18 protein-coding genes are annotated in these 19,880 nt (G+C 74.3%); 9 read left to right on the top strand and 9 right to left on the bottom strand.

The window, feature by feature from the left end:
* Nucleotides 1-110 precede the first annotated feature (110 nt).
* Complete coding sequence (locus GXP74_RS36240; RefSeq protein ID WP_182455451.1) at nt 111-890, top strand: hypothetical protein; 780 nt, start codon at nt 111-113, stop codon at nt 888-890.
* Between the two features lie 72 nt (nt 891-962).
* On the opposite strand, the gene GXP74_RS36235 is transcribed toward GXP74_RS36240, so the two are convergent.
* Nucleotides 963-1,787 carry an enoyl-CoA hydratase/isomerase family protein gene (locus tag GXP74_RS36235; protein ID WP_182455450.1) on the bottom strand — a complete coding sequence of 275 codons (825 nt, stop codon included), beginning with the start codon at nt 1,785-1,787 and terminating at the stop codon, nt 963-965.
* Nucleotides 1,778-3,931: an acetate--CoA ligase family protein gene (locus GXP74_RS36230; protein WP_182455449.1), complete on the bottom strand. Its 2,154-nt coding sequence runs from the start codon at nt 3,929-3,931 to the stop codon at nt 1,778-1,780. The genes GXP74_RS36235 and GXP74_RS36230 overlap by 10 nt, the downstream gene beginning before the upstream one ends.
* Before the next feature lie 142 nt (nt 3,932-4,073).
* Between GXP74_RS36230 and GXP74_RS36225 the strand changes: the two genes are divergently transcribed.
* Nucleotides 4,074-4,301, top strand: coding sequence for a hypothetical protein (locus GXP74_RS36225; protein ID WP_182455448.1), 228 nt, complete (start codon nt 4,074-4,076; stop codon nt 4,299-4,301).
* A gap of 29 nt (nt 4,302-4,330) precedes the next feature.
* On the opposite strand, the gene GXP74_RS36220 is transcribed toward GXP74_RS36225, so the two are convergent.
* On the bottom strand, nt 4,331-4,960 hold the full coding sequence (locus GXP74_RS36220; RefSeq protein WP_182455447.1) for a flavin reductase family protein: 630 nt from the start codon (nt 4,958-4,960) through the stop codon (nt 4,331-4,333).
* 67 nt (nt 4,961-5,027) lie between these two features.
* Here GXP74_RS36220 and GXP74_RS36215 point away from each other — a divergent pair, with 67 nt between their 5' ends.
* The 4 genes from GXP74_RS36215 to GXP74_RS36200 all read left to right on the top strand — a co-directional run bounded on the left by GXP74_RS36215 (nt 5,028) and on the right by GXP74_RS36200 (nt 8,588).
* On the top strand, nt 5,028-5,738 hold the full coding sequence (locus tag GXP74_RS36215) for a helix-turn-helix transcriptional regulator (protein WP_182455446.1): 711 nt from the start codon (nt 5,028-5,030) through the stop codon (nt 5,736-5,738).
* 80 nt (nt 5,739-5,818) lie between these two features.
* On the top strand, nt 5,819-6,241 hold the full coding sequence (locus GXP74_RS36210) for a Zn-ribbon domain-containing OB-fold protein (RefSeq protein WP_182455445.1): 423 nt from the start codon (nt 5,819-5,821) through the stop codon (nt 6,239-6,241).
* Between the two features lie 233 nt (nt 6,242-6,474).
* Nucleotides 6,475-7,482: a L,D-transpeptidase family protein gene (locus GXP74_RS36205; RefSeq protein ID WP_182455444.1), complete on the top strand. Its 1,008-nt coding sequence runs from the start codon at nt 6,475-6,477 to the stop codon at nt 7,480-7,482.
* A 161-nt stretch (nt 7,483-7,643) separates the two neighbouring features.
* Nucleotides 7,644-8,588, top strand: coding sequence for a beta-ketoacyl-ACP synthase III (locus GXP74_RS36200; RefSeq protein ID WP_182455443.1), 945 nt, complete (start codon nt 7,644-7,646; stop codon nt 8,586-8,588).
* A 66-nt stretch (nt 8,589-8,654) separates the two neighbouring features.
* On the opposite strand, the gene GXP74_RS36195 is transcribed toward GXP74_RS36200, so the two are convergent.
* Nucleotides 8,655-9,881, bottom strand: coding sequence for an acetyl-CoA acetyltransferase (locus GXP74_RS36195; protein WP_182455442.1), 1,227 nt, complete (start codon nt 9,879-9,881; stop codon nt 8,655-8,657).
* Between the two features lie 135 nt (nt 9,882-10,016).
* On the opposite strand from GXP74_RS36195, the gene GXP74_RS36190 reads away from it, so the two are divergent.
* Nucleotides 10,017-11,237, top strand: a complete 1,221-nt coding sequence (locus GXP74_RS36190; RefSeq protein ID WP_182455441.1) for an acyl-CoA dehydrogenase family protein — start codon at nt 10,017-10,019, stop codon at nt 11,235-11,237.
* Nucleotides 11,237-11,776 carry a nitroreductase family deazaflavin-dependent oxidoreductase gene (locus tag GXP74_RS36185; protein ID WP_182455440.1) on the top strand — a complete coding sequence of 180 codons (540 nt, stop codon included), beginning with the start codon at nt 11,237-11,239 and terminating at the stop codon, nt 11,774-11,776. The genes GXP74_RS36190 and GXP74_RS36185 overlap by 1 nt, the downstream gene beginning before the upstream one ends.
* Before the next feature lie 313 nt (nt 11,777-12,089).
* On the opposite strand, the gene GXP74_RS36180 is transcribed toward GXP74_RS36185, so the two are convergent.
* Together GXP74_RS36180 and GXP74_RS36175 are read right to left on the bottom strand one after the other, a co-directional pair.
* Nucleotides 12,090-12,737 carry a TetR family transcriptional regulator gene (locus GXP74_RS36180; RefSeq protein WP_182455439.1) on the bottom strand — a complete coding sequence of 216 codons (648 nt, stop codon included), beginning with the start codon at nt 12,735-12,737 and terminating at the stop codon, nt 12,090-12,092.
* Nucleotides 12,738-12,839: 102 nt separating this feature from the next.
* The gene (locus GXP74_RS36175) at nt 12,840-14,258 is read right to left on the bottom strand and encodes a cyclopropane-fatty-acyl-phospholipid synthase family protein (protein ID WP_182455438.1); all 1,419 of its coding nucleotides are present in this window, start codon (nt 14,256-14,258) and stop codon (nt 12,840-12,842) included.
* A gap of 270 nt (nt 14,259-14,528) precedes the next feature.
* Here GXP74_RS36175 and GXP74_RS36170 point away from each other — a divergent pair, with 270 nt between their 5' ends.
* Nucleotides 14,529-17,012, top strand: a complete 2,484-nt coding sequence (locus GXP74_RS36170; RefSeq protein WP_225448433.1) for a serine/threonine-protein kinase — start codon at nt 14,529-14,531, stop codon at nt 17,010-17,012.
* Between the two features lie 85 nt (nt 17,013-17,097).
* Here GXP74_RS36170 and galE read toward each other — a convergent pair whose 3' ends face one another.
* The 3 genes from galE to GXP74_RS36155 are packed head-to-tail and all read right to left on the bottom strand — an operon-like array spanning nt 17,098 to nt 19,748.
* Entirely contained in the window at nt 17,098-18,078 is a 981-nt protein-coding gene (gene galE / locus GXP74_RS36165) for a UDP-glucose 4-epimerase GalE (protein WP_182455436.1), read from the bottom strand.
* 10 nt (nt 18,079-18,088) lie between these two features.
* Nucleotides 18,089-18,595: a Zn-ribbon domain-containing OB-fold protein gene (locus GXP74_RS36160; RefSeq protein ID WP_182455435.1), complete on the bottom strand. Its 507-nt coding sequence runs from the start codon at nt 18,593-18,595 to the stop codon at nt 18,089-18,091.
* A gap of 10 nt (nt 18,596-18,605) precedes the next feature.
* Complete coding sequence (locus GXP74_RS36155) at nt 18,606-19,748, bottom strand: lipid-transfer protein (protein WP_182455434.1); 1,143 nt, start codon at nt 19,746-19,748, stop codon at nt 18,606-18,608.
* Nucleotides 19,749-19,880 lie beyond the last annotated feature (132 nt).

Here is a 19,880-nt window from a genome sequence, read left to right as displayed (position 1 = left end):
ATCCCATTTAATCTGACTGACCGTCAGATGGGAAGAGGGGGGAAATGTCCCTTGACGTGGTCGAACACCTGCCGCTTAGGGTGTGCGAACCAATCGGTGAGAGGGCAGCAGTGGGCGAAGAGACGCAGGTCAGGCGCTGGTCGCGAGTGGCCGGGGCGGTACTGGGTGGATTCGTCCTGGTGACCGCGATACCGCTGTGGGTGACCGTGCGCGCCGTCCTGCAGAACGGTCCGGTGCTGCCCGTCGGCGCCTGGGACGGACTGTGGACGACGCTCCGGTGGATGCTGGGGGAGTCCCTCGGCTGCCTGGCGGTGATCGCGCTCGCCCGGCTGATCAGCCGCCGCCTGCTGGGCGGACGGCGTCCGCTGCTGGTGGGCGTCGTGCTGACGGTGCTCGGCCTGCTGCTCGCCCAGTGGTTCGGCGGCGACAACTCGCTCGGGCTGCCGGAGTACCTCTACGGGGTCAGCCAACTGCTGAGCTCCGTCTGCCTGCCGCTCACCGCCGGTGCCTGGGTGGTGCGTTCGCGCGTCGCCGCGCCGCCCCTGGCGCCCGGTTCACGGGAGTTCGAAGGGGTTTGGGAGTCGGGGCAGGGGGTGCTGCTGCTGGAGCGCGACACCGGGTTCACCCTGCTACGGGCCGCGCACCAGCAACCGGTCTCCGGCCACTGGCAGCGGGAGCCGGGGGAGCCGGTACGGCTCAGCCTGAGGGTGGCCGCGCCGACCGAGCTCGGCCACGGCTGGCAGACCACCGCGCTGGACGTCGAGTACGGCCCGGACGGCAGCGTGGCGCTGCGGCTGGACGAGGCCACCGCCTTCACTCGGCGCGGCGCGGCCGCCGAGGTCGAGCACGCGGGCGGCTTCGTGGGGCAGCTGGAGGTCCTGGAGAGCTGACCCGGCCCGCGCCGGTTCGCCCACCGACCGGTGCACCTGTTCCCGCTCACCGACCGGTGCACCTGTTCCCGCTCACCGACCGGTGAAGTCGGGCTCCCGCCGTTCGACGAAGGCCCGGACGCCCTCGGCCGCGTCCGCGGTGGCCAGGTTGGCCTCCTGGGCCGCCGCCTCGGCGGCGAAGGCCGCCGACCGGTCCGCCTCCAGTGCCGTGTTCAGCAGCTCCTTGGTCAGCGCGATGGTGCGGGTCGGACCGGAGGCCAGCCGGGCCGCCCAGGCGCGCGCCGTCGGCTCCAGCTCCGCCGCCGGGACCACCCGGTTGACCAGGCCCAGCCGCTCGGCGTCGGCGGCGGTCAGCCTGTCCCCGAGGAACAGCAGCTCCTTCGCCCGCTGCGGCCCGACCAGGCGCGGCAGCAGGTACGCCGCACCGCCGTCCGGGACCAGGCCGCGCCTGACGAAGGCCGGGACCAGGCTGGCGGTGTCGGCCATCAGCACCAGGTCGCAGGCCAGTGCCAGCGGTACGCCGACCCCGGCGGTCGGCCCGTTGACGGCCGCCAGTACCGGCTTCTCGCAGTCCAGCACCGCCGCGACCAGCCGCTGCACCCCGCGCCGCAGCATCCGCGCCACATCCCCGGCCACCCGCTCGGCGGCCCCGCCCGGCGCATCGTTGGGCGCGGCGCGCAGATCCGCGCCCGCGCAGAAGCCGCGGCCCGCGCCGGTCAGCACCACCGCGCGCACCCCCGGGTCGGCCGAGGCCGCCTCCAGCAGTCCGACCAGCGACTCCCGCATCTCCGCCGTCACCGCGTTCAGCGCCTCCGGCCGGTTGAGGGTGATCCAGCTGACCCCCTCCGCCACCCGGTGCAGCACCGGAGCGCCGCCCGGACCGCCACTCACCGGCACACCGCGAACGCGTCCAGGGCCACCACGCCCTTGCCGCGCTCCAGCACCATCAGCGGGTTGATGTCCAGCTCGGCGAGGTCGTCGCCGAGCTCCAGCGCCATCCGCTCGACCCGCATCACCACGTCCGCCAGCGCGTCCACGTCCATCGGCGGGCCGCCGCGCACGCCGTCCAGCAGCGGCCGTCCGCGCAGCTCGTCCAGCATCGACCGGACGTCCGCGCAGCCGAACGGCGGTACCCGGACCGCGGTGTCGCGCAGCACCTCCACGAAGATCCCGCCGAGCCCGACGGTGACCGTCGGACCGAAGGTCGGGTCCTGGCCGATGCCGAGCACCATCTCCACCCCGGCCTCGACCATCTGGCAGACCAGGACGCCGTCCATCCGGGCGATCCCGGCCGCCCGGGCGTTGTCGGTGAGCTCCCTGAAGGCGTCCCTGACCTGGCTGGCCGAGGTCAACCCGACCTTGACCAGGCCCAGTTCGGTCTTGTGGGCGACCTCGGGCGCGGAGGCCTTGAGCACCACCGGGTAGCCGACCACGCCCGCCGCCCGCACCGCCCCGGCCGCACTGGTCACCAGCTGCTCGCGCGGCACCCGGATCCCGTACGCGCGCAGCAGCTGCTTCGCGGCCACCTCGCTGAGCTGCTGCCCGGAGCGCAGCACCCGCAGTGCCTTGGCCTTGCCGGCGCAGGGCGTGCGCGGCGCGCTGTCGAACGGGCTGCGGTACCCGGCGGTGAACCGGTGGTGCTCCAGGTACGCGGCGACCGCGCGCACGCAGTTGCCGAAGGTGCGGAAGACGGCCACCCGGGAGGAGCCGAGCAGGGTCTCCCGGTAGGCGGCCTCGGTGCCGACCGGCGAGCCCCACACCACGCAGACCAGCTTGTCGGTGGTCTCCGCGACCTCGGCCAGGTCCCGCGCCAGCCTGTCGCTCATCGGCGGGAAGGGCCCGGTGATCGGGCAGATCAGCACGCCCACCGAGGGGTCGGCCAGGATCGCGTCCAGGATCTTCCGGCCGCGCCAGTCGCCCACCGGGTGACCGCCGTTGTCGATCGGGTTGGCGACGCTCAGGTACTCCGGGATCCACTGGTGCAGCTCGTCCTGCTTGGCCTCGCCCAGCCGGGGCAGCCGCAGCCCGCGCGCGGAGGCCAGGTCGGCGAGGTGCGCGCCGGTGCCGCCGGAGATGGAGTAGACCGCGACGCCCTCGGCGGTCGGCGGCTTGGCCCGGGCCAACAGGGCGGCGGTGTCCTGGAGTTCGTCGAGTCCGTCGACCCGGATCACGCCGAACTGGCGGAAGGCCGCGTCCACCACCTCGTCCGCGCCGGTGAGTTTGCCGGTGTGCGAGGCCGCCATCCGGGCCCCGTCGCTGGTCCGGCCGACCTTCACGGCGACCACCGGCACGCCCCGGCGGGCGGCGTGGTCGGCCGCCAGCAGGAACTCCCGGCCGTCCTTCAGGCCCTCGATGTAGGCGGCGATGGCGCCGACCTCGGGCTGGTCGGCGAACCAGCGGACGAAGTCGGAGACCTCCAGGTCGGCCTCGTTGCCGGTGGGCGCCCAGTGGCTGAGCCGGACGCCGAGCTCCTGCATGGCGAAGACCGGGCGTCCCTGGTGGCCGCTCTGGGTGATCAGCGCGACGGCGGGCCCGGTCAGGTCCTCGCGGAACCGCTCGAAGGCGTTGAGGTTGGTGTTGGGACCCAGCAGCCGCAGGCCGGTCGGGGCCTCCGCGATCAGCCGGGCCAGCTGCCGCTGCGCCCGCGCGCCCGCCTCGCCGGTCTCGGCGAAGCCGGAGGCGAAGGCCACCGCGAACCTGACCTTGGCCTCGATCAGCTGCGGCACCACGGCGGCCGGGTCCGCCAGCAGGATCACCGCGACGTCGATCGGCTCGCCCCCGGACGCCGGAACCGCCGCCAGGTTCGGGTAGCAGGCCAGCCCGTCCACCGTGTCCCGGCCGGGGTTGACCGGGAACATGCGTGCCCCGACCCGCTCCGACCAGGCCCGCAGCTGCCGGGTGATGCCGGTGTTGGGCCTCCCCGGGGTGTCCGACGCGCCGATGACCGCGACGCCGGAGGGACGGAAGAAGGGCTCCAGGTCTACCGGGCGCGGGCGAAGCGGTCGCCCGCTGACATCAAAGTCCTCCTCCGCGTCCAGCATGGCGCAGCCTCCACTCCCACGTTATCTGACGTACTGTCAGATTACTGGTCGGAAGCTTGCGCTGGAAGAGGCGTGACGCCCACGGAACCGCCAACTCGCCCCCGCCGTTCGTACGGTGAGGCTCCCAGATGTGGAGGACGGCATGCGGAATCCCCGGAAGCGGGTCAAGATCGCCCGCCAACTGAAGTACGGCAGCGCCGAGTTGCCCGGTCCCGACGATTTCGGCGAGGACGGCGGTGGCGGAGCCGGGGTCCGCGAGCCACGGCCGGACCGGCCGCGGGGCCCGGGGCCGGTCGCGTCGGCACTCCCGGAACCGACGGCCGAGGCCGACCCGCCGGCGTACGGTACGGCCTTCCCGCTGCGCCGCTGAGTTCCGCGGCACGCGGCGTTCCCGCGGGCTCAGCGCGGGGTCTGCGAGCGGAAGGTGTGGCCGAGTTCCGGGCCGAGTCCGAAGTAGTGGCGGAAGTTGTAGATCAGCGGGCTCCACCCGGCCGGATCGATGTGCTCGGTGCCGGGCACGACCAGGCGCGGGTCGGCGTGCACCCTCAGCACCCGTGCCTCGATGATCAGGAAGTCCCCGGAGGCATCGGTCCGCACCCGGGCCGCGCGGGCCTCCAGCTGGATCGGGCACTCGGCCACCCGGGGCGGCCGGACCAGCTCGGAGGGCTCGGCACGCAGCCCGGCGGCGGCGAACTTGTCCGGCTCGAAGCGGAAGACGGCGGCCTTGGCCGCGGGTACCGGGGAGCGTCCGGTGAGCGGCGCCAGCCGCTCCACCGCGGGCCACTGCTCCGGCGCGGGCAGGCTGATCACCAGCTCCGGGCGGCTGCGCAGGTTGCGCGCGGTCTGCCCCTCGGTGCCCAGCCCGAGGACGACCACCTGCCCCAGCGCCCAGGCGGAGGACATCGGCGCGAGATTGGCCGAGCCGTCCTCGTTCTCGGTGCTGAGCAGGACGACCGGGGTGCCGAAATACAGCACGCTCGGGCTGATGCTCACGTGGTCGACCGGCATCTCCAGGGAGTTCACGTCCATGGAACCCACGGTAGGGCCGCCATTCTTCGGCCCCGGCCGAAAGGTCGGCGAGGCATGCTGGAAGGCAATGGACAGTCATCGCGCACCCGCTGAGGGCCCGGACCTGGCCGCGCTGGCCGGTCTGCTGGCGGACGGCACCCGGGCGACCTTCTGCCTGGCGCTGCTGGACGGCCGGGCCTGGACCGCCGGGGAGCTGGCCCGGCACGCCGGGGTGGCCGCCTCGACCGCGACCGACCACCTGAACCTGCTGGTCGCCGGGGGTTTGCTGGCGCAGGAACGGCAGGGGCGGCACCGCTACGTCCGGCTGGCGGACGCGGAGACGGCGGAGCTGATCGAGAGCCTGGCCGCGCGGGCCCCGCGCCGCCCCACCCCGACGCGCTCGCTCTCCGGCTCCGGCCGAGACCGGGCCCTGGCCCGTGCCCGCACCTGCTACGACCACCTGGCCGGGACGCTCGGGGTCGCCGTCACCGACGCGATGACCGCCCGGGGGCTGCTGGACTGGGAGCAGGGCCTGATCCTCACCGGCGACGGCCGCGACTGGCTGCGCGAGCTGGGCATCGTGCTGCCGCCCACCGGTCGGCGACCTCCGGTCCGGTCCTGCCTGGACTGGACCGAGCGCCGCCCGCACCTGGCCGGCGCCGTCGGCGCCGCGCTCTGCGCGCACGCCCTGGACTCCGGCTGGATCACCCGCGTCGGTACCGGCCGCGCGGTCGCCCTGACCGCCCCCGGCCGCCGTGCCCTGCACACCCGGCTCGGCCTGCCGCTGGACGTCCCCTGACCGCCGGTCCGGGTCCGGCGGCTTGCCGTTCGGTTGTGGCGCGGGCATGCTGACGGTCTGTCAGCTGAGTGGAGGGGCGCATGGCCGCCACAGCCGGGGGTGACGCGTTCACGCGTGTGTACTGGGAGGCCGCCGCGGCCGGGCAGTTGCTGCTGCGGCGGTGTGCGGGGTGCGGACGGGCGCACCACTATCCGCGGGAGTTCTGCCCGTACTGCTGGAGCGAGGACGTCGGTTGGGAGCCGGCGAGCGGCCGGGCGACCCTCTACGCCTGGTCCGAGGTGCACGTCAACGACCTGCCGCCGTTCCGGGACCGGCTGCCGTATGTCGCCGCGGTGGTGGAGCTGGCGGAGGGGCCGAGGATGATGACGGCGGTGGTGGACTGCCCGGCCGCCGAGCTGTGGATCGGCATGGCACTGACTGTGACCTTTCCCACAGCCGACGCGGCCCATGCGGCGGACATGGACATGCCACTAGCACCGGTGTTCTGTCCGTCTGACCGCTGAAGATGTCCCGGCGGGTCCGCCGAACCCGATTGTGCACCGACCGTAGTCACCGGCGCGGGCATCCGGCGGTGGCCTGTCCTTCCTGGGCGGACGGTGTTCCTGGGGGTAGCGTGATCCGGGTGACGGTTCCGCGCGGGAGCGGGACCGGGCAGTCGGGAGGAAACACAGGCACCCGTTTCACCCGCTTCGGCGGGCCCGGCCGGTACGCGCGACAGAACCCGAGGACCCTGTACATGTCGAGTCACCCCAGCTCCGCCGACCCCGGCGGCTCCGGTCACCGTGCGTACACCGGCTACGGCGCGCACAGCGGCGGGGACTACGACGACTTCGGCGCGCCCTACGCCACCGAGCCCTTCCCGCCCGGGCCGTACCGGAGCGAGCCCGCGGCGCCCGCGCGTCCCAGCCGGACCCAGGCCCGCGCCGATGCCCGGGCCCGCACCCGGCGCCGTCGGCGGGTGCGCAACGGCGTGCTCGGCGTCGGCTCGGTGGCCGCGCTGGCGGTGCTGGCCGTGGCCGGACTGCTGCCGGGCCACGCCCCCGCGTCCGCCACCAGCGCCGACGCGCTGTCCGCCGGGGCGCCGACCAAGTCCTCCCCCGCGCCGACCCCGGCCGCCGAGCGCGCCGCGCCGAAGGCCGCCCCCGCCCCCGGCCTGGCCCAGCTGCCCGGTCTGGGTGCGGCCTTCCGGGCGAAGATCCCGGCGGACTCGCAGCAGGTCCTGGTGGCCACCGGCCGGGCCGCGAACACCAACACCGTCACCGTCGTCCTCTACACCCGCACCGCGCAGGGCACCTGGCTGCCCGGCCAGGCCTGGGCCGGGCACAACGCGCTGGACGGCTGGACCACCGAGCACTACGAGGGCGACCTGCACAGCCCGATCGGCGTCTACACGCTCACCGACGCCGGGGGGCTCTACGCCAACCCCGGGACCAAGTTCCCCTACCTGCGCTCCTCCGAGTTCCAGGACCTCGGCACCGGCTTCGAGGGGGAGTCGCTGGCGGACGCCTTCAACTACGTGATCGCGATCAACTACAACCACGTCCCGGGCACCTCACCGCTGTCGAACGCCCGACCGATGGGCGAGACCCGGGGCGGCGGCATCTGGATCCACGTCGACCACGGTGGTCCCACGCACGGGTGCATAAGCCTTCCGCAGGCGGACGTGGTGACCCTGCTGCGTACCCTGGATCCGGCCAAGCACCCGGTCATAGTGATGGGGAACGCCGCCGCGCTCTCCGCCTGAACAGCGAGTGCCGAACAGGTGACCGAGGTGAGAGTTCTCTGAGCGGACGTCACGCGTGCCCAGGTGGCAGAGGGCACTTGTCCGGCCCCTACAGCATCGCCCGCCGGAAACTGTCCCTGGTGACGCACGTGGACCGACGGGTAACCGGCTTGAGTGGGGGCATGACCGGTTCCCGTATCGTCGCGCTCGGCCACTACCAGCCGCCCAAGGTCCTCACCAATGACGACCTGGCGAAGCTGGTCGACACCACCGACGAGTGGATCCGCAGCCGCGTCGGCATCCAGCGACGGCACATCGCCGAGGGCGAGACCGTGGCTGACATGGCCTTTCTCGCGGCCGAGAAGGCACTGGCCGGGAGCGGCCTGGACGCGTCCTCGATCGACCTGGTGGTGGTCGCCACCTGCACCGCGATCGACCGCAGCCCGAACACCGCCGCCCAGGTCGCCGCCCGGCTGGGCATCGCCGCGCCGGCCGCGTACGACATCAACACGGTCTGCTCGGGTTTCTCCTACGCGCTGGCCACCGCCGACCACGCGATCCGCGCGGGCGCGGCGACCCGGGCACTGGTGATCGGCTCGGAGCGGATGTCCGACGTGCTGGACTGGACCGACCGCAGCACTTGTGTGATCTTCGCGGACGGGGCCGGTGCCGCCGTGGTCGCCGCGACCGGGGAGTCCGAGCTGCCCGGGATCGGTCCGGTGGTCTGGGGCTCCGACCCGTCCAAGGGCGACGCGGTCCGGATCGACGGCTGGGACCCGACCATCAGCCAGCAGGGCCAGGCGGTGTTCCGCTGGGCCACCACCCAGATCGCCCCGCTGGCGCTGCGGGCCTGTGAGAAGGCCGGGATCACCCCGGCCGAGCTGGCCGGGTTCGTCCCGCACCAGGCCAACCTGCGGATCATCGACGCCATCGCCGCGAAGATCGGCGCCCCGAACGCGGTGGTCGCCCGCGACGTGGTCGAGTCCGGCAACACCTCGGCGGCGTCCATCCCGCTGGCGCTGTCCAAGCTGGTCGAACGCGGCGAGCTGGTGTCCGGCGCGCCGGTGCTGCTGCTCGGTTTCGGCGGCGGCCTCGCCTACGCCGGACAGGTCGTCCGCTGTCCCTAGGCGCTGCTCCTGGGCGGTGCTCCTGGGCGCTGCCCGGGTCCCCGGGCCGGTGCCGACCGCTCGCGGTCAGCGGCCCAGGACCAGCGTCGCCGCGGAGCAGAACCAGCCGCCGGTACCGCTGACCAGGGCCAGCCGGGGCAGCCCCGGGGTCCGGTCGCGGCGCCCGGTCTGCCGTTCCGGGGCCGTCGCCGCGTAGTCCCCGCGCAGCTGGCGGACGGCCTCGGTGATCAGGAACAGTCCGCGCATCCCCGGATGGCAGGCGGACAGGCCGCCGCCGTCGGTGTTCACCGGCAGCTCGCCGCCGCGCAGCAGCCGCCCCTCCTCGGCGTCCACGAACGGGCCGCCCTCGCCCTTGGCGCAGAAGCCCAGGTCCTCCAGCGCGACCAGCGGCATGTAGCTGAACGCGTCGTAGAGCTGCGCCAGGTCGATGTCGGCCGGGCCGACCCCGGCGCGCCGGTACGCCAGGCGTCCGGACTCGGCGGCGGGGGAGACGGTGAAGTCCTCCCACTCGGACATCAGGCTGTGGCTGAGCCGCGCGCCGCTGCCCAGGATCCACACCGGGTCGTGCGCGCTGTCCGGGACGTAGTCCTCGGCGGCCAGCAGCACCGCGCAGCCGCCGTCCGAGCGGACGCAGCAGTGCAGCTTGGTGAACGGGGAGGCGACCACCGGCCCCGCCAGCACCTCGTCCACGGTGATCGGGGTCCGGTACATCGCCTCCGGATTGGCCGCCGCGTTGGCCCGGGCCTGCACCGCGACCCCCGCCAGCTGCTCCAGCGTGGTCCCGTACTGGTGCATGTGGCGGCGGGCGGCCATGGCGTACTTGGAGATCAGCGTGTGCCCGTACGGGGCCTCGAACTGCTGCGGGCCGCGCCCGCCCAGGTCCAGCGCGGCGGTGCGGCGGCCCGCCTTCAGGTCGGCGCGGGCGGTCGAGCCGTAGACCAGCAGCACCGCCTCGGCGTGCCCGGCGGCTATCGCGTCGGCCGCGTGCGCGGCCATCACCTCCCAGGTGGAGCCGCCGACCGAGGTGGAGTCGGTCCAGGACGGGCGCAGCCCCAGGTACTCGCAGACCTCGACCGGGGCGAGCAGGCCGAGCCCGGCCGAGGCGACGCCGTCGACCACCGAGCGCGGCAGTCCGGAGTCGGCCAGCGCCCGCCGGGCGGCCTGGGCGTGCAGCGCGAACGCGGTCGCGCCGTCCACCCGGCCGCAGTCGCTGTGGGCCACGCCGACCACCGCGACCCGGCGGCGCGGCCCGGTGCCGTCCGCCACCGGATGGCGCAGCGCAGGTTCTGACATGTCATCAACTCCGGTCTCTGGAAAGCCGCGAGAGAATCTGACGGTACATCAGATTAGTGTGGCCCGACCCCTGTGCCCCGGCTCCGGATGCTTCTAGGATGACGACCCGTCAGCATCGAGACAGCTGGAGGCGGCATGGACCCCGCGCTCACCCCGGAACAGGAGGCCGTCCGCCGGACCTTGCGCGAGGCGCTGGCCAAGGGCTGTCCCCCGGAGCGGGTCCGGGCGGCCGCGGCCTCCCCGGCCGGTTACGACCAGGAGCTGTGGCGGCAGCTGGCGCGCAGCCCCGGGCTGCCCGGTCTGGCCCTGCCCGCCGAACACGGCGGCGCCGGGCTGGGCCCGGTCGAGCTCGCGCTGGCCTGCGAGGAGACCGGCCGGGCGCTGCTGCCCTCGCCGCTGCTGGCGTCCTCGGTACTGGCCGCCGGGGCGGTGGGCGCGCTGGCCGCTCCGGAGCAGCGGGCCGAACTGCTGCCCGCGCTGGCGAGCGGCGCCCGGACCGCGGCCCTGGTGCTGCCGCACCCGCTGCCGGACGGCGCGGCGGCGGGCGGCGGCCGGGCCGGCGGCGTCCAGGCCCGCTCGCCGGGCCAGGGCCGTGACGGCTGGCTGCTCTACGGGGAGGCCGAGCCGGTGCTCGACGGCGCGCGGGCCGAGCTGCTGCTGGTCGCCGCCCACACCGGCGGCTTTCCCCGCAGCCGGACGGTGCTGTTCCTGGTCGACGGCGACGCCGCCGGGCTGACCCGGAGCCGCTGCGCCGCGCTGGACCAGACCCGGGCCCCGGCCCGGGTCGAGCTGCGCGACGTGTCCGGCGTCCCGCTCGGCGATCCGGCCCTGGACGCGGGCCCGGCGCTGGCCGCCGCCGGACTGCCCGGGGCGCTGGCGGCCGCCGCCGAGGCCGTCGGCGCGGGCGCCAGGTGCCTGGCCATGTCGGTGGAGTACGCACAGGTCAGGGAGCAGTTCGGGCGTCCGCTCGGCGCCTTCCAGGCGATCGCGCACAAGCTGGCGGACGTCCATGTCGCGGTGGAGTCGGCCCGGTCGGCCGTCTACTACGCGGCCTGGGCCCTGGGCGGCGGGCTCGCCGACCCGGACCAGGCCGCGGTGGCGGTGCTGCTGGCGCTGGCCCGGGCGCTGGAGGGGCTGCACACCGCCGCCGCCGAGGCGGTGCAGGTGCACGGCGGGATCGCGGTGACCTGGGAGCACGACGCGCAGCTCTACTTCAAGCGGGCGGTCGCCGACGAGCTGCTGTTCGGCGCGCCGCACCGGCTGCGGGCCCGCGCGGCGGCGCTCGCCGGACTGTTCCCGCCGGAAAGCGGTCGGCCGACCGCGCGCGAGGGGACCGCGGGAGAGGGAGGCGGATGATGACCGTGGACCAGCCAGGGCGGCCCCGCTCGCGCCAGGAGGCGCTGATCCAGCGGGTCTCCAGCACCAGGACCTTCGCCCGGATCGCCCCGCGGCTGCTGCCCCGGATCGACCGGACGGTGCACCGGCTCAGCGGCGGCCGGGTGATGATCAGCCAGTACCTGCTGCCCTCGATCTTCCTGACCACGACCGGCCGCCGCAGCGGCGCGCCCCGGGTCACCCCGCTGGCCTGCCTGCCCGAACCGGACGGCGGGCTGCTGGTCATCGGCAGCAACTTCGGCCAGGCCGCCCATCCCGCCTGGACCGGGAACCTGCTGGCCGCGCCGGAGGCGCTGGTCGAGCGGCGCGGCCGGACCACGGCGGTCACCGCCCGGCTGCTGGAGGGGCCGGAACGGGCGGCGGCCTGGGCGGCGCTGCTGCGGATGTGGCCGCCGTACGCGGCCTACCAGGCCCGGGTCGAGCGCGAGCTGCGGATCTTCCGGCTGGAACCGGTCCCCGTGGGGGCGGCCGGGCCCGGCCGGACAGGGCCGAAAGAGTGACGGGCGGCCCGCCCCGGAGCGGGGTGGGCCGCCCGTGGGCGGAACCGGGGCCGTTTCGCGGCCTCGTACGAGGTACTGCGGGCATGCGGCGGACATGGGCGTGGCAGTCGAACCGGTGTACCTCCCCCGAGGCGCAGCCGGTCCAGAGCCCGGTCGGACAGGCGACCAGGCGGTAAGGCCCAGGATTGTCCGGAACCACAGGAAGCATTCCAAGGAATGCTCCGGGCGGCTCGGGACGGTCCGCTCTTGCCCAGGAATACCCGGTACCGGTCGGGGCCAGCGGCGGCTGGCCGGGGACCGGACCGTGGCCGCCCTACTTCGGCGGCTTCTTCCCGGTCATGCCCAGGTAGACCAGCAACGCCAGGCTGGGCTTGAGCTCCTTGGCCTTGACGCCCCAGGAGTCGAAGCCCTTCTGGTGCTCCGCCACGGCGGCCAGCATGGCCACCAGCGAACCGGCGACCGCCGGAGCGCTGACGGACGCGTCCGCCTTGCCGGAGGCCTGGAGCGCCTTGAGGGAGTCGGTGAGCGAGTTGGTCACCGCATTGAGGATCTTCATGCGGATCTTGAAGAACCGCTTGTCCCCTTCCGCTGAGCCCAACGTCACCACGCGCAGGATGGCCTCGTTGTCGCGCCAGAAGGTGAGGAAGCCGTCAACCAGCTCCTCGGCCGTCTGGTAGCCGGTCTTTCCGGCCCACGACTTGTCGGCGACCAGGTCCTTGAGACTGGCGCCGTCCCTGGCCATACCGTCCGCGATTTCGAGGACAGCGCCCTCGACGTCGGGGAAGTACTGGTAGAACGTTGCGGGGGAGGTACCCGCCATCCGGGCTACGTCGATAACCTTGACGTCCCGGTAGGGCGATGTGCTGAGCATCTCGCTAAGGCATTCGAGCAGCTTCTGCCGCGTCGCCTGCCCGCGTCGCCCGGCGACACGCCCGTCGACGGTGCGAACTTGTCCTGTCATGCCGTCAGTTTACCGTGGCAAGATCCGCGCGCTATCCGGCAGTGTGCCGAATGCTCCGTCGGACTGACGGAGCGGTGGTTCTGGGCTGATTTTCGTACTGTTTCAGCGGCTGCTCCCCAGTCCGTTCGCCGGGCTGCCCGTCAGCTCCCGTGCCTGGGCGTCCGGATCCCCGGGTGGTCCGTCAGCCGCCGCCACGGCCGGGATCGGGGCGTCCGCGCCGGTCAGCCACTCGGCCCGGGTGCCCGGCAGGCCACTGTCGCCCGCGGCCGCGGTGCGTACGGCCAGGACCTGGTTGACGCCGATTCGGTTCTCCTCGAACGCCAGTGCCGATGCCGCCATGTAGAGCCGCCAGACCCGGACCCGACCGGGGGTGGTCAGCTCGTTCGCCCGCTCCCAGTGGGCCTCCAGGTTGTCGACCCAGGCCCGCAGCGTCCGGCCGTAGTGCTCGCGCAGCGACTCGACGTCCCTGATCTCGAAACCGGCCTGCTCCAGCAGGCTGACGGTGGCGCCGATCGGCGCCAGGTCGCCGTCCGGGAAGACGTAGGCGGTGATGAACGGGCTGGTCCGGTAGCGCTCGCCGGGGGCGCTCGGGCGGCGGGCGATCTGATGGTTCAGCAGCCGCCCGCCCGGCGCGAGCAGCTCGTACAGCAGTCCGGCGTAGCGGCGGTACTGCTCCGTACCGACGTGCTCGGCCATGCCGACGCTGGAGATCGCCTGGTACGGGCCGTCGGAGATCTCCCGGTAGTCCTGCAGTCGGATCGTCAGCTGATCGGTCAGTCCGGCCTCGGCGATCCGCTCGCGGGCGCCGCGCGCCTGCTCCTCGGACAGGGTGACCCCGGTGCCGACCACCCCGTAGTGCCGGGCGGCGTGCATCAGCAGCGAGCCCCAGCCGCAGCCCACGTCCAGCATCCGCATCCCGGGGCGCAGCCCGAGCTTGCGGCAGACCAGGTCCAGCTTGGCCTCCTGGGCCAGCTCCAGGGTCGTCGCCCGCGGGGTCCAGTAGGCGCAGGAGTAGACCATGGAGGGGCCGAGCACCAGCCGGTAGAAGTCGTTGCCGACGTCGTAGTGGTGGCTGATCGCGGTGCGGTCGCGGCCCAGCGAGTGGCGGCTGCCCTTGAGCCGGCGGGCCTCCTCCGGCGGCAGCGGCGGCCTCGGGCCGATCGCGCCGAGCCGCAGCGCGGTGCCCAGCAGCCGTCGGCCGCGGGCCCCGAACAGGCTCCCGAGGGTGACCCGCGGCGCCGCCGGGTCGGTGCGCTCGGCCAGCCGCGCGACCGCCGCCAGCACCTCGTACAGGTCGCTCTCCGGATCGACCCGCAGGTCACCGGCGACATAGGCGCGGGCCAGCCCCAGCTCGTCCGGACGCCAGAGCAGGTGGCGCAGCGCCCGCCGGTTGGCCAGCACCAGCACCGCCGCCCCGGGCGGACCGGTCTCCACGCCGTCCCAGCCGCGCAGCCGCACCGGCAGCTCCGTGCCGAGCAGTTCCGCCAGCACCGGGGCCAGCCGCTCCGCCGTGCCAGTCATCCGCCGCCTCCTGTCGCGTCCACCGGGGATGGGACATGCCAGGCCGTCAATCTAACGCTCGTGCACCGATTCGCCGGTCAGCCGCGCGACACGGCGCGATCGGTTCCCGAGCATGGCCTACTGATGGGGTATTCGGTGCCCGGAGGCCGCTCCCGGGCCCCGCGACCGGGGGGCAGCCGAGGGCTGGTTGGCCCCGGAACGGGTCGGCGTTGGAGAATCAGTGCCGGACAGGGTACGACGGGGAGCACTTACGGGGAGGTGGCTGAGGACGTGGACCAGCTGACAGCGCACGATCCCAGGCGGATCGGGCCGTTCGAGGTGCTGGGACGCCTTGGCGCGGGCGGGATGGGACTGGTCTATCTGGGCCGCTCCTCCTCCGGCCGCAGGGTGGCCATCAAGACCGTCCGCGGGGAGCTCGCGGAGGACCAGCTGTTCCGGGTCCGCTTCGCCCGCGAGATCGCCGCCGCCCGTACCGTCAGCGGCTTCTACACCGCCGCCGTGGTGGACGCCGACGCCGACGCGCCGGTGCCGTGGCTGGCCACCGCGTACATCCCGGCGCCCTCGCTGGAGGACCTGGTCGCGGACTGCGGGCCGATGCCGGTCGGTGCCTCGCGCTGGCTGATCGCGGGCATCGCCGAGGCACTCCAGTCGATCCACGCCGCGGGCCTGGTCCACCGCGACCTCAAGCCCTCCAACGTGCTGGTCACCGAGGACGGGCCGCGCGTGATCGACTTCGGCATCGCCGCCGGGGTCTCGCACACCCGGCTGACCATGACCAACGTCGCGGTCGGCACCCCCGCCTACATGTCGCCCGAGCAGGCCAGGGACAGCCGCAGCGTCACCGGCGCCAGCGACGTCTTCTCGCTGGGCTCACTGCTGGTCTTCGCCGCCACCGGCCACGCCCCGTACCACGGGGTGAACCCGGTGGAGACGGTGTTCATGCTGCTGCGCGAGGCCCCGGACCTGTCCGGGCTGCCGCCGGAGCTGGCACCGCTGGTCAAGGCCTGCATGCGGCCCGCGGCGGAGCGGCGCCCCACCCCGGCGCAGATCCAGGAGGAGCTGGCGCCGCACCTGTACGCCAGCGGCGCGGGTGAGGACGACGACTCCCGGGACTGGCTGCCGCCGCTGGCGCTGGAGCTGATCGACCGCCGCCGCGGGCGCCGCGGCGGCGCGCCGCTGCTCCCGCCGCCGGTCCCGGCCCAGCCCGAATGGGCCGAGCAGGCCGCCCCGGTGCCCCGGCCCGCCCCGGCGGCGGACCCGGGTCCGGGCACGCTGGACCCGCGTACCGGCGAGCTGGCGCCGACCGTCAAGGCCGCCGGACCGGGCGAGCGCCCGGCCGGGGGCCGCCGGCACGCCGGTGCGCCGCTGCCGGAACCGGCCGGTCCGACCAGCCCCACGCCGATGGTGCAATTGGTCGGCGGGGCCGTGCCGATCGGGCCCGGGGTCCGGGCGACCGGTACCGGGGTCGCCACCCACGCCGCCGAACCGGTGCCGCCGCCCGGCACCGACTGGGTCCGCCGCACGCCGTCCCAGGCGCCGTCCCAGGCCCTGTCCCAGCCGTCCCAGGCGCCGTCCCGGCCGTCCCGGACCCAGGCGCCCTACCCGCTGCAACCGTCCCAGGCCGCCGTGTCCCAGCCGTCCCAGGCCGCGCCCGCCGCGACCCGCTGGCGGCCCTGGCGGTTCCGGATGTCCAACGACGTCTGGGGCACCCCCGAGGTGCACGACGGAACCCTCTACATCACCAGCTTCGAGGTCCACGCCCTGGACATCGGCACCGGCCGCCGCCGCTTCAAGAGCCGCGACGTGGCCTGGGCGGTCTCGGTGGCCGACGGCCGGATCCACGCCGCCGACGGGCCCAACCTGTTCACCCTCACCGCCGCCGACGGCTCCGAGCGCTGGCGGGTCGTCCTCAACGGCTGGACGTACTCGCTGCACACCGGCGGCGGCGCGGTCGTCGCCGGGACCAGGGGCGGCGGCGTGCAGGTCCGCTCCGCGATCGACGGCAGCGAGATGTGGCAGGTCAAGGACGCCCAGCAGGAGTACGAGAACCAGCAGTCCGGTCCTTGTGTGATCGGCGACTCGGTCTACTACCAGGGCGGCGGGCGGCTCCGGTCGCTGGACCTGACCACCGGTCGGCCGCGCTGGTCGTTCCCGCTCGGCGACGACGTCCCCTCGCACCCGGTGCTCCGCCAGGGCGTGCTCTACCTGGCCTCGGGCACCCGGCTGCTGGCCCTGGACGAGGCCACCGGTGAGCAGCGCTGGCGCTTCGACACGCCGGTGGCGCTGTTCACCCCGCCGACCCCGGACGAGCAGGGGGGCCTGTTCGTCGCCGACTACCTCGGCTCGGTCACCGCGCTGGAGGCCGCCACCGGCGCCGTCCGCTGGCGGGCCCGGACGGGTGGACGCCAGGGCGCCGACCCGCTGCTGGTGGCCGACGGGTCGGTGCTGGTCGGCAGCGCGGACACGGTCTACGCCTTCGACACCGCCCAGGGCGACGAGCGCTGGCGCTACACCGCGCGCGGCGAGCTGACCGGCGCCCCGGCGGCGGCGGGCGGCCTGGTCCACCTCGGCAGCCGCGACCACTCGCTGCACACGCTGGACCTGGCCACCGGCAGGCTCCGCTGGAAGCTGGACACCGGCGGCGAGATCACCGGGCCGCCGGTGGCCGTCGACGGCCGCGTCTTCGCCTGTAGCAAGGACCGCTGCGTGTACGCGCTGGACGCGGCCCGGGGCACCGCGACCTCCCGGGACTAGGGCCCGGGCGGTCCGGCTCCCGCCGTCAGGACTGCTGCCGTCACGACTGCTGCCGTCAGGACTGCTGCCGTCAGGACTGCTGCCGTCAGGACTCTGCGGACGGGTGGCGCAGCTGCCAGCCGGCCCAGGCCGAGGCGATCATCTCGTCGACGTCGTAGTCGGCGGTCCAGCCCAGTTCCTTGGCGATCAGGTCGGCCGAGGCGACCACCCGGGCCGGGTCCCCGGCGCGGCGGGCGACGACCTCGCCGGTCGCGTCCAGGCCGGTGACCCGGCCGATCACGTCCAGCATCTCGCGGACCGACACGCCCACGCCGCGGCCGATGTTCAGCACCAGCTCGGTGTCGTCCGGCCGGTCGCGCAGTCGGCGGACGGCGGCGACGTGCGCGTCGGCGACGTCCGCGACGTGGATGTAGTCGCGGACGCAGGTGCCGTCCGCGGTGGGGTAGTCCGCGCCGAAGACCAGCGGAGCCCGGCCCGAGGTCAGCCGCTCGAAGACCATGGGCACCAGGTTGAAGACGCCCGGGTCGGACAGCTCCGGGGTGGCCGCCCCGGCGACGTTGAAGTAGCGCAGCGAGACCGTGCCCATGTTGTGGGCCCGGCCGGTGGCCTTGACCAGCCACTCGCCGACGAGCTTGGTCTCGCCGTAGGGGCTCATCGGGGCGCAGGGGGTGTCCTCGGTGACCGTCTCCACGTCGGGCATGCCGTAGACGGCGGCGGAGGAGGAGAGCAGGAAGCGCCGCACCCCGGCGGCGGCGGCGGCCTCCAGGACCACCCGCAGGCCCTCGACGTTCTCCCGGTAGTAGCGCAGCGGCTGCTCCACCGACTCGCCGACCTGCTTCTTCGCGGCGATGTGCAGCACGCCCTCGACCTCGTGCTCGGCCATCACCCGGTCCAGCAGCTCGCGGTCCAGGGTGGAACCGGTGACCAGGGTCACCCCGGCCGGCAGCCGGTCCGGATCGCCGGTGCTGAGGTCGTCCAGCACCACGACCGGGATCCCCTCCTTGGCCATCGCACGTATCACGTGCGCCCCGATGTAGCCTGCCCCACCTGTGATTACCCAGCTCATGGCAGGAATACTAGCCGGGCCGACCCCCGGCGGCGGCGCGGTCGGCGGAGGCCGTCAGCGCCCAGCGGGGAACGGTCACGCCGGGCGCCAGCTTCTGGAACACCACCTGGACCGGTGCCCCGATCCGCAGCCGTCCGGCGTCGACCGCGTCCAGCGGCGCGTCCGGGCGGCGGACGGAGGCGGTGAGCGTGCCGACCAGCCGGATCCCCGGGGCGTCGTCCGGTTCGACCAGGGCGACCGGGTAGGGCGCGGACCGGGCGTAGGCGGGCAGCAGCGGCGGGTGCGCCACCACGAACGACCAGATCCGCCCCCGTCCGGACAGCGGCTCCCACCGGCTGTCGAAGCCGTGGCAGCGCGGGCAGCAGGGGCGCGGCGGGAAGCGCCGCAGCCCGCAGTCCGCGCAGGCCTGCACCCGCAGCTCGGCGCGCCGGGCGTATGCCCAGAAGGGCTCGCCGTCGGCGTCCGGCCAGGGCAGCAGCAGCTCGCCGGGGTCGACCGGCAGGTCCTCGGCAGTCATCCGGGCCTCCTCAGGAACGCAGCAGCAGGGCCGAGGTGGGGACGCCCTCCCCGGCGGTGACCAGGCAGGTGGCGGCGTCCGGGACCTGGGCGGTGGAGGTCCCGCGCAGCTGCTTCACGCCCTCGTTGATCAGGTTGAAGCCGTGCACGTAGCCTTCGGACAGGCCGCCGCCGCCGGTGTTGATCGGCAGCCGCCCGCCGAGTTCCAGCGCGCCGCCCTCGGTGAAGGCCGCGCCCTCGCCGCGCCCGCAGAAGCCGTAGCCCTCCAGCGAGAGCGGGACCAGCGGGGTGAACGCGTCGTAGATCTGCGCGGTGTCGACGTCCTGCGGGCCGAAGTCGGCGTGCTTCCACAGGTGCCGGGCGGCGGTCCAGGCGGGGCCGGTCAGCGGGTCCTCGGTCCAGTAGTTGACCATCCCGTGGTGCTGCGCGGGCAGGCCCTGGGCGGCGGCGTGCACGTAGACCGGGCGGCGGCGGCAGTCGCGGGCCCGCTCGGCGCCGACCACCACGCAGGCCAGCGCGCCGTCGGTCTCCAGGCAGTTGTCGTACAGGCAGAGCGGTTCGGAGATCCAACGGGCGTCCATGTACATCTCGCGGGTCAGCGGCCGGTCGTACATCACCGCCGCCGGGTTCTGGTTGGCCCGGTTGCGGCAGGCCAGGGCGACGTTGAAGAAGTGGTCGCGGGTGGCGCCGTACTCGTGCATGTAGCGGCGGGCCAGCATGCCGATCTCGTCGGCCGGGCGGAGCAGGCCGAACGGCCGGGTCCACTGCGCCGGGGTGGGCAGTTGCACGCTGGTGCTGGTCCACGGCCGGACGCCGGAGCCGCGCTTGCGGGCCCGCCAGGCGACGCCGACGTCGGCCTGGCCGGTGGCCACCGCCATGGCCAGGTGCGCGACGGTGGCGCAGGAGCCGCCGCCGCCGAAACCGGTGCGGCTGAAGAAGGTGAGGTCGCCCGCCCCGATGGACTTGGCCAGCTCCACCTCGTCGGTCTCCTCCATGGTGTAGGAGGCGAGGGCGTCCACCTCGGACGGCTCGATCCCGGCGTCGTCCAGGGCCGCCAGCACGGCCCGGCAGGCGAGGGTCTTCTCTGGCTCGTCCAACTGCCGCGCGAAGCGGGTCTGGCCGATGCCGACGATGGCCGCGCGGTCCTTGAGCATCGAACCCCCGTGAAGGCGAGAGAAGCTGACGTGGCGTCAGAATAGGGTGCGGCTCCTCTGGCCGGTAGACCGCGGCCGATCTAATCTGACGGAACGTCAGCATCGGTATCGGGACGGTGGGCCGAAGGAGGA

It is taken from the genome of Streptacidiphilus sp. P02-A3a (genome assembly GCF_014084105.1).
Classification (GTDB): Bacteria; Actinomycetota; Actinomycetes; order Streptomycetales; family Streptomycetaceae; genus Streptacidiphilus.
The sequence above is the reverse complement of the archived record's forward strand: the minus strand, read 5'-3'. Positions and strand labels throughout refer to the sequence as shown.

Excerpts from the sequence above, each read along its gene's own strand:
- GXP74_RS36230 (WP_182455449.1), bottom strand. The coding sequence starts at position 3,931 with ATGCTGGACGCGGAGGAGGACTTTGATGTCAGCGGGCGACCGCTTCGC.
- GXP74_RS36190 (WP_182455441.1), top strand. The coding sequence starts at position 10,017 with ATGGACCCCGCGCTCACCCCGGAACAGGAGGCCGTCCGCCGGACCTTG.
- GXP74_RS36175 (WP_182455438.1), bottom strand. The coding sequence starts at position 14,258 with ATGACTGGCACGGCGGAGCGGCTGGCCCCGGTGCTGGCGGAACTGCTC.
- GXP74_RS36215 (WP_182455446.1), top strand. The coding sequence starts at position 5,028 with ATGGACAGTCATCGCGCACCCGCTGAGGGCCCGGACCTGGCCGCGCTG.
- GXP74_RS36195 (WP_182455442.1), bottom strand. The coding sequence starts at position 9,881 with ATGTCAGAACCTGCGCTGCGCCATCCGGTGGCGGACGGCACCGGGCCG.
- GXP74_RS36160 (WP_182455435.1), bottom strand. The coding sequence starts at position 18,595 with ATGACTGCCGAGGACCTGCCGGTCGACCCCGGCGAGCTGCTGCTGCCC.
- GXP74_RS36220 (WP_182455447.1), bottom strand. The coding sequence starts at position 4,960 with ATGGACGTGAACTCCCTGGAGATGCCGGTCGACCACGTGAGCATCAGC.
- GXP74_RS36180 (WP_182455439.1), bottom strand. The coding sequence starts at position 12,737 with ATGACAGGACAAGTTCGCACCGTCGACGGGCGTGTCGCCGGGCGACGC.
- GXP74_RS36185 (WP_182455440.1), top strand. The coding sequence starts at position 11,237 with ATGACCGTGGACCAGCCAGGGCGGCCCCGCTCGCGCCAGGAGGCGCTG.
- GXP74_RS36210 (WP_182455445.1), top strand. The coding sequence starts at position 5,819 with ATGGCCGCCACAGCCGGGGGTGACGCGTTCACGCGTGTGTACTGGGAG.
- galE (WP_182455436.1), bottom strand. The coding sequence starts at position 18,078 with ATGAGCTGGGTAATCACAGGTGGGGCAGGCTACATCGGGGCGCACGTG.
- GXP74_RS36155 (WP_182455434.1), bottom strand. The coding sequence starts at position 19,748 with ATGCTCAAGGACCGCGCGGCCATCGTCGGCATCGGCCAGACCCGCTTC.
- GXP74_RS36200 (WP_182455443.1), top strand. The coding sequence starts at position 7,644 with ATGACCGGTTCCCGTATCGTCGCGCTCGGCCACTACCAGCCGCCCAAG.
- GXP74_RS36205 (WP_182455444.1), top strand. The coding sequence starts at position 6,475 with ATGTCGAGTCACCCCAGCTCCGCCGACCCCGGCGGCTCCGGTCACCGT.
- GXP74_RS36225 (WP_182455448.1), top strand. The coding sequence starts at position 4,074 with ATGCGGAATCCCCGGAAGCGGGTCAAGATCGCCCGCCAACTGAAGTAC.